Below are 14,003 nucleotides of genomic sequence, written 5' to 3'. Positions count from 1 at the left end.
CTTCAGGCCCCTGTTATGCCGGCGTTTGAATACCTCGCCTTAAAACCCAGTGGTTCCAAGGTACGCGGTGTCTGTGAGGGCGATACCCCTCGGCAGATTCGTCAGCAGCTGCGCGATAAAGGGCTGATTCCGCTAACGGTTGAGGCAGTACACAACCGCGAGCGGCGGCGTCTGAGCCGTCCCGGTCTGCGGCGGGGGATCAATGCCATGGATCTGGCTTTATTGACCCGGCAGTTAGCCACCTTGGTGCGTTCCGGGCTGCCTTTAGAAGAATCGCTGGGCACGGTGGCCCGGCAAAGTGAAAAACCTCGTATTCGTAATCTCTTGCTGGCGGTGCGCACCAAGGTTATGGAAGGTCACAGCCTGGCGCAGGGGCTGGCCGATTTTCCCCATGTTTTTCCCGATATTTATCGCACCACGGTGGCCGCTGGCGAGCAATCCGGGCATCTGGATGTGGTGCTGGAACGTCTCGCCGATTACGCCGAAAACCGCCAGCAGATGCGCCAGAAAATTCAGCTGGCGCTGTTTTATCCGACCTTGCTGACCTTGATGGCCCTGGGCGTAACCATGGCCTTGCTGACCTATGTGGTGCCTGAGGTCGTGCAGGTCTTTGCCGGCATCGGGCAGGAACTGCCGTGGCTGACCCGCACCCTGATTGCGCTCAGTGATGGCCTGCGTGAACATGGCCTGGCGCTGTTGCTAGGGGTGATTTTTGTGGGCAGTCTGGGGGCCTGGCTGTTGCGCCGCCCCGCCCCTCAATATGCCGCCCATGCTTTTTTGTTGCGCCTGCCCTTGTTGGGTCGGCTGACCCGTGGCATTAACACCGCCCGCTTTGCCCGTACCCTGGCGATTTTATCGGCCAGTGGGGTGGCGGTGCTTGAGGCTTTGCGAATTGCTGCGCAGGTGATTGCCAATCTGCCGATGCGCGCTGCGGTCGAAGAGGCCGCCCGGCGGGTGCGCGAAGGCTCGGGCATTGGTGCGGCCTTGGAACGCAGTCAGCAGTTTCCGCCCATGACCGTGCATTTAATCCGCAGCGGTGAGTCCAGCGGCGCGCTGGATTCCATGCTGGAGCGTGCCGCCATCAACCAGGAGCGTGAGCTGGAAACCCGCATTGCGATGCTGATGGGGATTCTGGAACCGCTGTTGATTCTACTCATGGGGGCCATTGTGCTGATCATTGTGCTGGCGATTTTGTTGCCTATTTTTGAGTTGAACCAGTTGGTTAACTGATTCTGCGGTTAGCCGAAAATCATTTATGCGTCATACCCAATACCAAAAGCATTCCCTGGTTTGTGAACCGCGTGAGGCCTTGTTGGCGCGCTTTTGCAACACGGATAATCAAACACAACAGACCGATCTGCGGATCTCGCTGGCACTCACCTATGCCTTAGAGCACAAAGAACCCAGCCTGTACCATCCGCATTGTCTGGATGTCGCGGAAATTCTGCGTGTCTTAGGGGTGGATCGTGAAACCTTGATCGCCACGTTGCTGATTGATGCCCACCTGCAAGAGACATTGGACAGCAACGAGATCAAAAGCAATTTTGGTGAGCGGGTCGCCGGACTGGTGAATAATGTCCATTGGCTGATTACCTTCAAGGGCATCCCCCGCGAAACCGCCAGCCAGCCCGAGGAGGCCGAACGGCTGCGGCGGATGCTCTTGGCGATGGTCGATGATGTGCGCGCCGTGCTGATCAAGCTGGCCTATCGTCTGCAGCGGCTGCGCAATCTGGCCGCCCATCCAGACAGCACCACCCTGGCCTATGCCCGCGAGACGCTGGATATTTTTTCCCCGTTGGCCAACCGCCTGGGTATCGGCCAGCTGAAATGGGAAATGGAAGATCTGGCCTTTCGCATCCTGGAGCCGGAGGAATACCGACGGTTGGCCTGTCTGCTGGAAGAAAACCGCACCGGACGCGAGCGCTATATTGCCGATTTCATGGTGCGCCTAAGCGATGCGCTGCAGGCAGAAGGACTCAGCCAGGCGGAGGTGCGCGGGCGCCCCAAGCATATCTACAGCATCTGGCGCAAAATGCAAAAAAAGCAGCTGGATTTTGAGGAAGTCTATGATCTGCGGGCGGTGCGGGTGATTGTGGAGCGCATTTCCAGCTGCTATACCGCTTTGGGTGTTGTGCATAGCCTGTGGCCGCATATCCCGCGTGAATTTGACGACTACATCGCCAACCCCAAAGACAATGGCTATCAATCGCTGCATACCGCCGTCATCGGCCCACAGGCCAAGGTGGTGGAGGTGCAGATTCGCACCCGCGATATGGATGAATTCGCCGAGCTGGGGGTGGCTGCGCATTGGCGTTACAAGGAAGGTGGCACCGAAGACAAGGCGCTGACGCGGGCCATTGCCTCACTGCGTCGCCTGCTGGACAACAAGGAAGACGATAACGAATTGCTCGACAGCTTCCGCTCCGAGCTGTTTCAGGATCGGGTCTTTGTGCTGACCCCGCGGGGGGATGTGATTGATCTGCCCAAAGGCGCCACGCCGCTGGATTTTGCCTATGCCATTCATACCGAGGTCGGGCATCGCTGTCGCGGTGCCAAGATCAACGGGCGCATCGTCACCCTGACCTATGAACTCAAATCCGGCGAGCGCGTGGAAGTGCTGACTACCCGCCAAGGCGGCCCTAGCCGTGACTGGCTCAATCCGCACATGGGCTATCTGCGCACCTCGCGCGCCCGCGCCAAGGCCCGTTCCTGGTTCAAACAGCAAGACCAGGACCGCAATCTTATAGAAGGCAAAGCCATCTTCGAGCGCGAATGCCAGCGCCTGGCGGTAGAACATCCGGATATCGACGAACTGCTGCGCCGTTATCGCTATGCCCGCAAAGAGGATTTATTGATTGCCATTGGCGCCGGTGAGATCACCCCGGCACAACTGGCCCATGCGCTGCAGGTACCGATTCCGCTCACCCCCGCCCAGGCCTTGCTTGCCCATAGCAATAAACGGCGCCCATCCAGCGGCAAAGCAGCCAGCAGCGGCATACATATTCGCGGCGTGGGTAATCTTTTGACCCAGATTGCCCGCTGCTGCCGTCCGGTTCCGGGGGATAGCATCATCGGCTTTATCACGCGGGGCAAAGGGGTCAGCATTCACCGCCGTGACTGCGTCAACATCCTGCGGATGCCCGGCGAAAAACGCAGCCGCCTGGTAGAAGTCAGCTGGGGCGATGAGCCGCATGCCTACCCCGTCAATGTCTACATTGAGGCCTTTGATCGTCAGGGCCTGTTGCGTGACATCACCTCAATTCTGGCCAATGACAAGGTCAATGTACTGTCCGCCTCTACTCGCACCGACCGCGTCGATCAAAGTGTCAGCATGGACCTGACCCTGGAAATCAGTGACACCGGACAGCTTAGCGCCGTCATGGATAAAATCGGCGCGCTGTCCAATGTCACTGCCATCCGCCGCAAGCCCGGTTAAGGTGCGCTCAATGCTCCTGCTCGCCGCGCACCTTGGCTTCCAGATAACTCAAGGCCCCGGAGCGTGACTTCACGATATTTTTGCGCTCATCGGCAACCGCCTGACGATCGGCCTCAGCCAGCTCAGTAATCTGTTGATATAGCGCATGAATCTGCGCCAGCGATCGCTGTGCCTCCTGCGCCATTTCCATGCTGGTGGCCTCTTTGACCAGTTGATCAACCTCGCTGCGACACTGGGCATCCAGTTGGCTGACTGTCTCCCAATCCTTGGACTTGGCCGCTTGCAGCGCTTTTTGCGCCGTCTCAATGGGACGTTTCACGACAAACCTCAATCAATCGCATATATGCAGACCTAATCCCGCAAGATCAGGCCCGTTTACGAGCCGCCTCATGCAAAAAGGCGATGTCACTCACAATCTGTCCATCGGGATACAAGGCAAGTCTGCGATAGGCCGGTGGCAAGCTATCCAGCATCAACGTCTTGCTGCGGGGCGCAAACTGCACACTGGTGGCCGGTGAACCAAACAGGCGGATGCCTTTGTGAACCCGCTCAAAACATTGATGAATATGCCCAAACACCACCCCCCGCACCTGCGCATGGCGCTCAAGTACGGCAAACAGGGCATCTGCATTGTGCAGACCCACGCGATCCATCCAGGGACTGCCGATCGGATAGACCGGATGATGCAAAAAAATCAGCGCATGGCGCGCCGGATGGCGGCTGAGCGTTTCATCGAGCAAGGCCAGCTCTTCTTCGTCCAGATAGCCATGCACCGCCTCTTTGACCGTACTATCCAGCAAAATCAACACCCAGTCATCCAGGGTCAACAGCTTGGGACAACTGAGCATCCCGCCCTTGAGAATATCCTCAGCCAGATACGGATCATCATGATTGCCCGGCAGACAACACACCGGCTGATTCAGCTTCATGAGCATATTGCGCAAGCGCCGATACGCCGAAGGCTGCGGGTCATGTACCAAATCCCCGGTCGCCACCACAAGATCAAGCGGGTTTTCATACAGACGAATCTGATCCAGGACACGGGCCAACGCCACATCCGTGTTGACCTCGCAACCCTGGATACCGCCAGGCACGGCACGGATATGCAGGTCAGTAATCTGAATCAATCGCAGCGGCGATTGACGCACCGATGAAGTACGAGACAGGATATTATCCATGGGCACAAACCCTCCGCTCTTGTAGAGATGCAAGCCGCGCCATTATACGCAAAATTACATCCAAAAAAGATGACGAGCAGTCGATGCCAATGAATTTCGCCAACAAAACACCCTAAGCCATTAAGGGTATAAAGGTTTATTGAGACCGGCTTTGAGGATTTGTGGCGCTAGGGGCTGGATGGATCAAGTGGCTTTTGTGTATCACTCAGGCAGCGATAGACAGCATCCGCCAGCTGTTCGAGTAACTGCATATAGCCTTGCGCACCTTGCGCCAGGTCGATGCCCAGGGGATCGAGGACTCCGGTGCGTGCTGAGGTGCCTTCGATCAGCGTTCTCACCAAGGCAGGCCGGAATTGTGGTTCACTGAATACGCAGATGGCGTCTGCTTGCTGAATCCGTGTGCGAATTTCACGCAGGCGGCGGGCACCGGGAGGCTGTGAGGGATCTACCGTAATGGAGCCTGCCGGGGTTAGGCCATAATGCTGCTCAAAATATTGATACGCATCATGAAACACAATAAAGGGGCGTTCTTTCACCGTAGCAAGGCGCTGCTGTAAGCGCGTATCCAGTGCCTGCAAGCCTGATAGCAGTGCATCCCGATTCTGGCGATATTGATCCGCATGGTGTGGGTCAAGCGCTATCAACTGCGTACTCACCGCCTCGACAATGCGTTGCGCATTGTAGGGTGACAGCCAGATATGCGTATCCAGATGATCATCATCATGATGGTGATGGCCGTGATGGTGATGATCATGACGGTGATTATGGTCGTGATCATGGCCATGCTCATGAGCGTCCCAGATTCCCCCTTCACGCATTGGCAGCAGCCGCAGCTCTGCGTCTTTTAGCAGTGTCAGGCGTTGCACCTGGGCAGGCAGATTGTGCAATGGCCGCTGTAAAAAGCGTTCCAGCTCTGGACCAACCCATATCACTAAATCAGCGTCCTGCAGGGCACGCATCTCCGAGGGGCGCATGGCGTAATCGTGCGGCGAGGTTCCCGGTGGTACCAAGCGCAGTGGTTCGGCGACACCCTCCATCACACCACTCACCAAGGCATGAATCGGATTGATGCTGACCACGACATTGGGTGCGGCCAGCAGGCTGCTGGGTAGCCACCCAAACAGAATCAAAAATACGCAGATACGTTTGACAGACATAAATTTAGCCTCATTGTGTAGATTTGATTTGTTATAACATAACTTATTTGCTCTTGGCAAAATCTCTCTTGACGAGGCCGCAATGTCTACCCACGCGCCGCCTTACTGGTTTTCTTGCTACCGGAAGAATGCCCCATATTTGTGGGTTCTGTGTGCCTTACTCGTGAACCGCCAGGGCGGTGATCGGGCAAATCTGGAATTGCTGCGGGCTGTTGGACAAAGCTAGACCTCGGCGTAAATCAGGCTATACTGTCTTGATCATATGGCCTTGGTGTGAGCCATAACAAATCGTCATATTCATATGTTTATTTTCTGGGAGTATCTTCGCTTTGAGTTCAGCAAAACCCACCCTAAGTCGGGTCACCCCTAAAGATAGCGCGCCACATGCCGTGGTGATTGGCAGTGGCTTTGGCGGTTTGGCCGCCGCTGTGCGGTTGGGCGCCCGGGGATATCGGGTGACCGTATTGGAAAAGCTTGATGCCCCCGGTGGGCGGGCCTATGTTTTTGATCAGGACGGTTTCCGCTTTGATATGGGGCCGACCATTGTAACGGCGCCGTTTCTGCTGGAGGAGTTATGGCGCTTGGGGGGACGCAATTTTTCCGATGATATCGAGCTTAAATTGATGACCCCTTTCTACCGCATCCGCTTTGATGATGGCGAGGCCTTTGATTACAGCGGCGATGCCGCGCAGGTCAAGGCCGAGATTGCGCGTTTTTCGCCGGAGGATGTGGACGGTTATGACCGCTTCATGCAGGAAAGTGAGGCCATTTTCAAGGTCGGCTTTGAGGATTTGGCGCATGTACACTTTAGTTCGTGGACGGATATGGCCAAGATTGTGCCGGAGATGGTGCGCCTGGGCAGTTACCGTTCTGTGTATAGTCTGGTTTGCAAACACATCAAGCACCCCAAAATCCGCCAGGTCTTAAGTTTTCACCCGCTGTTGGTCGGTGGTAATCCGCTGAAAGTCACGTCCATTTATGCGCTGATTTCTTTTCTGGAACGGCGTTGGGGTGTGCATTCCACCATGGGTGGAACCGGCAGTCTGGTCAAGGGGCTGGTCACGCTGATTGAGGGTCAGGGTAACACGGTGCGCTGCGAGGCCGAGGTTAGCCAGATTTTGGTCAAAGACGGGCGTGCAGTCGGGGTGATGCTGAAAAATGGCGAGCAGATGGCCGCTGATGTGGTGGTTTCCAATGCAGATGCCGCCTGGACCTATCGTTATCTGTTACCGGCAGAAACCCGGCGGCGCTGGACGGATCGCAAGGTGGAGCGGGCGGATTATTCCAATGGCTTGTTTGTCTGGTATTTCGGGACACAGCGTCAATATCCCGAGGTGTTGCATCACACCATCATGATGGGGCCGCGTTATCAAGAGCTGCTGCGTGATATTTTTGATCGCAAGGTCTTGGCCGAGGATTTCAGTTTATATCTGCATCGCCCCACCGCGACCGACCCGTCTTTAGCCCCGCCGGGCTGTGATACTTTCTATGCCCTGGCACCAGTACCGCATCTGGCCAGCGGCACGGACTGGGCGCAGCAGGCAGAGCCTTACCGTCAGGCGATTGAGAAGTATCTCAGTGAGAGTATTTTGCCGGATCTGGGGGCGCAGGTGATTACCTCGCGGGTGGCTACGCCGCAGGATTTCCATGATCGCCTGTTATCATTTCAAGGCGCGGGTTTCAGTCTGGAGCCAACCCTTTTGCAAAGCGCCTGGTTTCGCCCACACAATAAAAGTGAAGATGTCTTGGGCCTGTATCTCGTAGGCGCTGGGACGCACCCCGGTGCGGGTGTGCCAGGTGTCATTTCTTCTGCCCGCGTCCTTGATTCGGTGGTGCCCGATGCTGCTGCATTTGTCTAACACGTCCAAAAACTTAAGTCCTGATCTGCTGGCCTGTCATGAGATGCTGTGTGAAGGGTCGCGTACCTTCTATGCGGCCTCGTTCATGTTGCCGCACGGTATCCGCGAGCCGGCCTCGGCGCTGTATGCCTTTTGCCGGGTGGCCGATGATGCGATTGATTTTAGCGATGATCGTCCGACCGCGCTGAAAGCCTTGCAGGAGCGTCTGGATCGTGCCTATGCCGGTGATCCATTGCCCTTGCCGGCGGATCGTGCCTTTGCCGAGGTCGTGGAGCGCTTTGCCATTCCGAAGGTGTTGCCTGAGGCGCTGCTGGAAGGCTTTGCCTGGGATGCCGAGGGGCGACGTTATGAAGACCTTGCCGGGGTGTATCATTACTCGGCGCGGGTAGCGGCGACGGTGGGAGCCATGATGGCGATGCTCATGGGTGTGCGGGATGCGCGTCTGGCGGCGCGGGCCTGTGATCTGGGCGTGGCGATGCAGTTGACCAATATTGCCCGCGATGTGGGCGAAGATGCCCGCGCCGGGCGGATTTATTTGCCACTGTCCTGGCTGCGCGAAGAAGGCATTGACCCGGAACAGTGGCTGGCTGAGCCGGTGTTTAATGAAAGCATCCGCCGGGTGGTCAGGCGCCTGCTGCAGACCGCCGATATGCTGTATAAGCGTTCCGGTGCCGGGATTGCGCGCCTGCCGCTGGGTTGCCGCCCGGCGATGTATGCCGCCCGCTATCTGTATGCCGAGATTGGCCGCGAAGTGGCGCGTAATGGCTATGATTCCGTCTCGCAGCGGGCCATTGTCTCGCCGCAACGCAAGGCGCTGCGCTTTCTCAGTGTCTTGGCGGCGGTACCGCGCTTTGAAGGGCGTCTGTCGCTGCCGCCGCTGGAAGAAACGCGCTATCTGGTGGATGCAGTAGCCCATGCCCCCATTCCCAAAAACCCGGTGGGACGGATTTACAAGGGCTTACCGCGCAAAAGTTTTGATGACAAGATGGGCTGGACGTTGGAGTTGTTTTCCCAACTGGAAAAACGCGAAAAGCGCCTCAGCTCTGCCAATAAACGCATGATATCCTGAAAACAATCGGTCGTAAGGTCTTGGTATGGAACATATCCTGGGTATTTTTTTGATCATCGTCAGTGTGGCGCTGGTGTATCGCGCCTTCCGGCATCGCAGTGACATTATTGCGCAGCGCGAGGCGCTCAAAGCGCAGGGGGCCTATACCCCAAGCTTTCTGGAGCAGCGTTCGGCCATGGTGCGCTTTACCAGCGGGGCCGCGCCCATCATTATTTTGCTGTTGGGCATGGTGGGTATAAAGATGGTCTTTATGTTCAACACCATCAATCCACAGGGCGGTTTTTCTCACATTGATCTGTATGGCTTTTTGATCTTTTTGGCGGCTTATGGCGCGTGGATGATCACCCGCCTGAACTATCGCACGCCCAAGGCATCATCGCCGGAGCGCGCACCAGAGACCGTCGCCACGTCTGAGCCTTCATCACCACCCCCACAGAGCACTCACTGAAGCTGTTGCTGTGCTTGATGTGGTGAACTTCAAACACCGGGCCGGGTCAAGATTTAGGATCGATTCAGTTGATCTGAATCGCTTGACACCGGCATAAGATCGCGTAGCCTGAAACATCAGGCGCAATTTGCAGTCCTTAGCTCGCGCGTCATGCACTGTGCAACCCCGGCGTCCATGGCGTACATCATTAAAATAAAATACCGGCAAGCGATACTTGCCGGTTGCTGTACGATAACCACCCGACATACACCGAGAACTCTCAACGGAGACCTTCATGACCGATACCGCTCCCACCCAGAATCAGGCGCTTTTGCAATGGATTGAGGAAATTGCCACGCTGTGCGAGCCTGCCCACATTCACTGGTGCGATGGCTCGCAGGAAGAATACGACCGCTTGACCGATGAACTGGTTGAGGCCGGAACCTTTGTACGCCTGGATCAGCAAAAATGGCCGGGCTGTTTTGCTGCATTCAGTGATCCCAGCGACGTTGCCCGCGTTGAGGATCGTACCTATGTGTGCAGTCTGAGCATGAAAGACGCCGGACCGACCAATAACTGGGTCGATCCCAAGGATATGCGCAACACCCTCAACGAGCTGATGCAGGGCTGCATGAAAGGGCGTACCCTGTATGTGGTGCCGTTTAGCATGGGGCCGTTGGGTTCGCATATCTCGCAGATCGGGATTGAGCTGACCGATTCGCCGTATGTGGTCGTCAATATGCGCACCATGACCCGCATGGGACAAAAAGTGCTGGATATTCTGGGTGATGGCGATTTTGTCAAATGCCTGCATTCGGTGGGCGCGCCGCTGGCAGAAGGTCAGCAGGATGTGCCGTGGCCCTGCAATCCCACCACCAAATACATCGTCCATTTCCCCGAGAAAAAGACAATTATCTCCTACGGCAGCGGCTATGGTGGCAATGCCTTATTGGGCAAGAAATGCTTTGCCCTGCGGATTGCCTCGACCATGGCCCGCAAAGAAGGCTGGCTAGCCGAGCATATGCTGATTCTGGGCGCCAAGGCCCCGGATGGTGAAAAAACCTATCTGGCTGCGGCGTTCCCCAGTGCCTGTGGCAAAACCAATCTGGCGATGCTGGTTCCCCCGGAGCCTTTCAAAAGCGAGGGCTGGGAAATCACCACGGTGGGCGATGATATTGCCTGGATCAAACCGGGTGAAGATGGGCGCTTGTACGCCATCAATCCCGAGGCGGGTTTTTTTGGCGTCGCCCCTGGGACCAATGATTATACCAACCCCAACGCCATGGCGACGATTCGTCGCAACACCATCTTTACCAACGTCGGCCTGACCCCAGATGGCGATATCTGGTGGGAAGGCATGAGCAAAACCCCGCCAGCTAATCTGATTGACTGGCAGCGCAAGCCCTGGACACCCGACAGCGGCCGTCCGGCGGCGCATCCCAACGCCCGCTTTACCGCCCCGGCCTCACAATGCCCCTCCATTGATCCAGCCTGGGAAGATCCCAAGGGTGTGCCGATTGATGCCTTTATCTTCGGTGGACGGCGCAGCACCACCGTGCCGCTAGTTTATCAGGCGGCCAACTGGAATTTCGGCGTCTATCTGGCGGCAACCATGGGATCAGAAACCACCGCCGCCGCCTTCGGCGAGCTGGGCAAGGTGCGCCGTGATCCCTTTGCCATGCTGCCGTTTTGCGGCTATCACATGTCTGATTATTTCAACCACTGGTTGCAAATCGGTCGCGACCTGGCGCATCCGCCGCGTGTCTTTGGCGTTAACTGGTTTCGCCGTGACGAACAGGGCAATTTCCTCTGGCCCGGTTTTGGCGAAAACATGCGCGTGCTGAAATGGATCATTGACCGCGCCCACGGTCGCACCACGGCGATTGAAAGCCCGCTGGGCTGGATGCCACGTTATGAAGACATTGACTGGCGCGGGATGGAAGGTTTTTCGCGGGATGATTTTAACGAGTTGATGTCCATTGACTGCGAGGCCTGGAAGCGTGAAGTGGTCTCGGAAGATGAATTCTTCTCCAGTCTGTATGACAAACTGCCCAAGGAATTCATCTTCATGCGTGAATTGCTGTTCTCCAGCTTGTGGCGCTCCCCGCCGCATTGGGGCATGGCGCCAGAACGGGCCTAAGCCTGCCGGGTATAACGTGTAACACCTTGCCCGCCCTGTCGAGGGGTGGGCTTTTTTTTTGCGGAGGCACTCATGATCTTTCGTCAACTTTTTGAACCTGATTCAAGTACCTACACCTACCTGCTGGCCTGCCCGAATACCCGTGAAGTGGCCCTGATTGATCCGGTCCTGGAAACCGTCGAACGCGATCTTGACATCCTGCAACAGATGGGGCTGAAACTGGGTTATACCATCGAAACCCATCTGCATGCCGACCACATCACCGGGGCTTATAAACTCAAGGCCCTCACCGGCTGCAAAATCTGTGGCCCGGCCTTCGATGAACTCCCCTGCACCGACATCGGACTCAAAGAAGGCGAAGCCTTCATGCTGGGCAACATCGTCTTAAACCCCCTGTTTACCCCAGGGCATACCGACACCCATCATGCCTATATCCTCGATACTGGCACCCACGCGATGCTGTTTTCCGGCGATGCCTTGCTGATTGACAGCTGCGGGCGCACCGATTTTCAATCCGGTGATGCCAGTGCCTTATACCGCTCCATTCACACCAAATTTTTCACCCTGCCTGATGAAACCCTGGTCTATCCGGCACACGACTACGAAAACCGCTGTATCTCTACCATTGCCCAGGAAAAAAAACGCAATCCCCGTCTTGGTGGTCATCGCAGTGAAGCGGAATTTGTCGCACTGATGAACAGCCTGGAGCTGCCCTACCCCCGCAAAATCGACATCAGCCTGCCCGGCAATCAGCAGTGCGGACGCTGCCCGGACAACATGCCCGAGGCGCAACGCGGCCCTTGCGAACCCAAAGATCAGGGCTAAACCGCCTTGCTCAACCGCCATACCTCTAAAGCCAGCCGCTCAAGCACGACATCATGCATACACCGTCACAGCTTTTAAAACATTACCCGGCTGTTGATACTGCGCGGGCGCACGAGGATCTGCTGACGCGGGTGTATCGACATCGCGGCGCGGACCCGCAGCGGCATCGGGATTATCGCCTGCGTCATTTGCACGCCGCCGACACCTTGCAGGGCATTGAGACTGCCGTGACGCTGCTGGAGCAGGCACTGGTGACACAGGCACATATCCTGATTCTGGGGGATTTTGATGCGGATGGAGCAACCAGTACGGCCTTGGCGGTGCGGGCCTTGCGTTTGCTGGGGGCGCAGCGGGTCAGTTATCTGGTGCCTAATCGCTTTGCCTATGGCTATGGGCTGAGCCCGGAAATTGTTGCCGTGGCAGCCCGTTCGCGCCCGGATGTGCTGATTACCGTGGATAATGGCATTTCCAGTCTGGACGGGGTACGCGCTGCACAGGCCGCCGGGATGCGCGTGTTGATCACGGATCATCATCTGCCGGGAGCTGTATTGCCGCCCGCCGATGCTATCATCAACCCCAATCTGCCGGGCGATACCTTCCCGAGCAAACACCTCGCCGGGGTGGGGGTGATTTTTTATGTGCTGCAGGTATTGCGTACCCATCTACAGCGCCAGGGCTGGTTTCGTGCCCAGGCGCGTACCCCGCCGGATTTAAGCCCGCTGCTGGATTTGGTCGCCTTGGGCACGGTGGCCGACGTGGCCGTCTTGGACTATAACAACCGCATTCTGGTCGAACAGGGCCTGCGCCGTATCCGCGCCGCGCAAGGCAGCAGCCCCGGGATCTTTGCCCTGGCGGAAGTGGCGGGGCGTGATCCGGCACAACTTAACGCCACCGATCTGGGTTTTGCCATCGGCCCCCGGCTAAATGCGGCAGGGCGCCTGGATGATATGTCCATCGGCATTGAATGCCTGCTGAGCGATGATCTCTACGCCGCCCGGGCGCTGGCAAGCCAGTTAGACACCCTCAACACCGAACGGCGCAGCATTGAGAGCAAAATGCAGTCCCAAGCCCTGGAGATTTTGGCAAATCTCAACGGCAAAACCCCCGCAGACGACCACCCACACGGCATCTGCCTGTATCAAGCGGACTGGCATCAAGGCATCATTGGCATTCTGGCCTCGCGCATCAAGGAGCGGTTACACCGCCCGGTCATTGCCTTTGCCAAGGGCGAGGATGGCGAACTCAAAGGCTCGGCACGCTCTATTCCCGGCTTGCACATTCGTGACACCCTGGAGCGGATGGCAGCGCAACACCCTGGCTTGATCCAGCGCTTCGGTGGACATGCCATGGCAGCGGGCTTAAGCATTGCCGAAGCGGCCTTCAGTGATTTTCGGGAGATCTTTGATCAAAGCGTGCGCGAGCGTCTCGATCCGCAGCACTTACAGGGCGTGCTCTTAAGCGATGGGCCTTTGCAAGCGCATGAATTTTCCCTGGAAACTGCCTGGGCCTTACGCATGGGCGGCCCCTGGGGACAAGGCTTTCCGGAGCCGCTGTTTGACGGTACCTTTGAGATTTTACAGCGGCGAGTGGTCGGGCAACGGCATCTGCGCCTGACCCTGCGACCGGAAACCGGCGCCCACCCCATCATCGGCATGGCCTTTAATGCCGACGCCGCGCAGTGGCCCGAGGATGTGCGCTGGATGCATCTGGCCTATCGTCTGGAAATCAACGCGTTCCGTGGAGAATTCACACCACAACTGGTAATTGTGTGGCAACAGCCACTGCGCTGAAAATACCCGGATCATCGCCCATTTTGTGAACCACTTCTCTTTGCAAAGCGCGCCATATTGATTATAAAAAAGCCAGTCAACAGGCTTTTCTATCTTCAACCATAACCCCAACAACGCTCAGG

11 protein-coding genes are annotated in these 14,003 nt (G+C 57.0%); 8 read left to right on the top strand and 3 right to left on the bottom strand.

The window, feature by feature from the left end; translation table 11 throughout:
- Positions 1 to 15 precede the first annotated feature (15 nt).
- Positions 16 to 1,230: a type II secretion system inner membrane protein GspF gene (gspF, locus tag THISIDRAFT_RS04260; protein ID WP_006786854.1), complete on the top strand. Its 1,215-nt coding sequence runs from the start codon at positions 16 to 18 to the stop codon at positions 1,228 to 1,230.
- A gap of 25 nt (positions 1,231 to 1,255) precedes the next feature.
- A complete protein-coding gene (gene relA / locus THISIDRAFT_RS04255; RefSeq protein ID WP_006786855.1) occupies positions 1,256 to 3,436 on the top strand; it encodes a GTP diphosphokinase in 2,181 nt (726 codons plus the stop codon).
- 7 nt (positions 3,437 to 3,443) lie between these two features.
- Here the strand turns inward: relA and THISIDRAFT_RS04250 are convergent, their stop codons facing one another.
- The 3 genes from THISIDRAFT_RS04250 to znuA form a co-directional block, all read right to left on the bottom strand.
- Positions 3,444 to 3,755 carry a flagellar protein FliT gene (locus THISIDRAFT_RS04250; RefSeq protein WP_006786856.1) on the bottom strand — a complete coding sequence of 104 codons (312 nt, stop codon included), beginning with the start codon at positions 3,753 to 3,755 and terminating at the stop codon, positions 3,444 to 3,446.
- 46 nt (positions 3,756 to 3,801) lie between these two features.
- On the bottom strand, positions 3,802 to 4,614 hold the full coding sequence (locus THISIDRAFT_RS04245) for a phosphodiesterase (RefSeq protein ID WP_006786857.1): 813 nt from the start codon (positions 4,612 to 4,614) through the stop codon (positions 3,802 to 3,804).
- A 167-nt stretch (positions 4,615 to 4,781) separates the two neighbouring features.
- The gene (gene znuA, locus THISIDRAFT_RS04240; protein ID WP_006786858.1) at positions 4,782 to 5,771 is read right to left on the bottom strand and encodes a zinc ABC transporter substrate-binding protein ZnuA; all 990 of its coding nucleotides are present in this window, start codon (positions 5,769 to 5,771) and stop codon (positions 4,782 to 4,784) included.
- A 329-nt stretch (positions 5,772 to 6,100) separates the two neighbouring features.
- Here znuA and THISIDRAFT_RS04235 point away from each other — a divergent pair, with 329 nt between their 5' ends.
- The 6 genes from THISIDRAFT_RS04235 to recJ all read left to right on the top strand — a co-directional run bounded on the left by THISIDRAFT_RS04235 (position 6,101) and on the right by recJ (position 13,881).
- Positions 6,101 to 7,630 (top strand): phytoene desaturase, encoded by a 1,530-nt coding sequence (locus THISIDRAFT_RS04235; protein ID WP_006786860.1) that lies wholly within the window; start codon positions 6,101 to 6,103, stop codon positions 7,628 to 7,630.
- Positions 7,611 to 8,699, top strand: a complete 1,089-nt coding sequence (locus THISIDRAFT_RS04230; protein WP_006786861.1) for a phytoene/squalene synthase family protein — start codon at positions 7,611 to 7,613, stop codon at positions 8,697 to 8,699. Before THISIDRAFT_RS04235 ends, THISIDRAFT_RS04230 begins: the two co-directional genes overlap by 20 nt.
- A gap of 25 nt (positions 8,700 to 8,724) precedes the next feature.
- On the top strand, positions 8,725 to 9,147 hold the full coding sequence (locus THISIDRAFT_RS04225; RefSeq protein ID WP_006786862.1) for a hypothetical protein: 423 nt from the start codon (positions 8,725 to 8,727) through the stop codon (positions 9,145 to 9,147).
- Positions 9,148 to 9,391: 244 nt separating this feature from the next.
- Positions 9,392 to 11,266, top strand: coding sequence for a phosphoenolpyruvate carboxykinase (GTP) (locus THISIDRAFT_RS04220; protein WP_256439210.1), 1,875 nt, complete (start codon positions 9,392 to 9,394; stop codon positions 11,264 to 11,266).
- Positions 11,267 to 11,338: 72 nt separating this feature from the next.
- On the top strand, positions 11,339 to 12,091 hold the full coding sequence (locus tag THISIDRAFT_RS04215; protein WP_006786864.1) for an MBL fold metallo-hydrolase: 753 nt from the start codon (positions 11,339 to 11,341) through the stop codon (positions 12,089 to 12,091).
- Between the two features lie 53 nt (positions 12,092 to 12,144).
- Entirely contained in the window at positions 12,145 to 13,881 is a 1,737-nt protein-coding gene (gene recJ / locus THISIDRAFT_RS04210) for a single-stranded-DNA-specific exonuclease RecJ (protein ID WP_006786865.1), read from the top strand.
- Positions 13,882 to 14,003 lie beyond the last annotated feature (122 nt).

This window comes from Thiorhodospira sibirica ATCC 700588 (assembly GCF_000227725.2).
In the GTDB taxonomy this organism is placed as follows: Bacteria; Pseudomonadota; Gammaproteobacteria; order Ectothiorhodospirales; family Ectothiorhodospiraceae; genus Thiorhodospira; species Thiorhodospira sibirica.
Note: the sequence above shows the minus strand (reverse complement) of the source record. Positions and strands in the feature narration are given on the sequence as shown.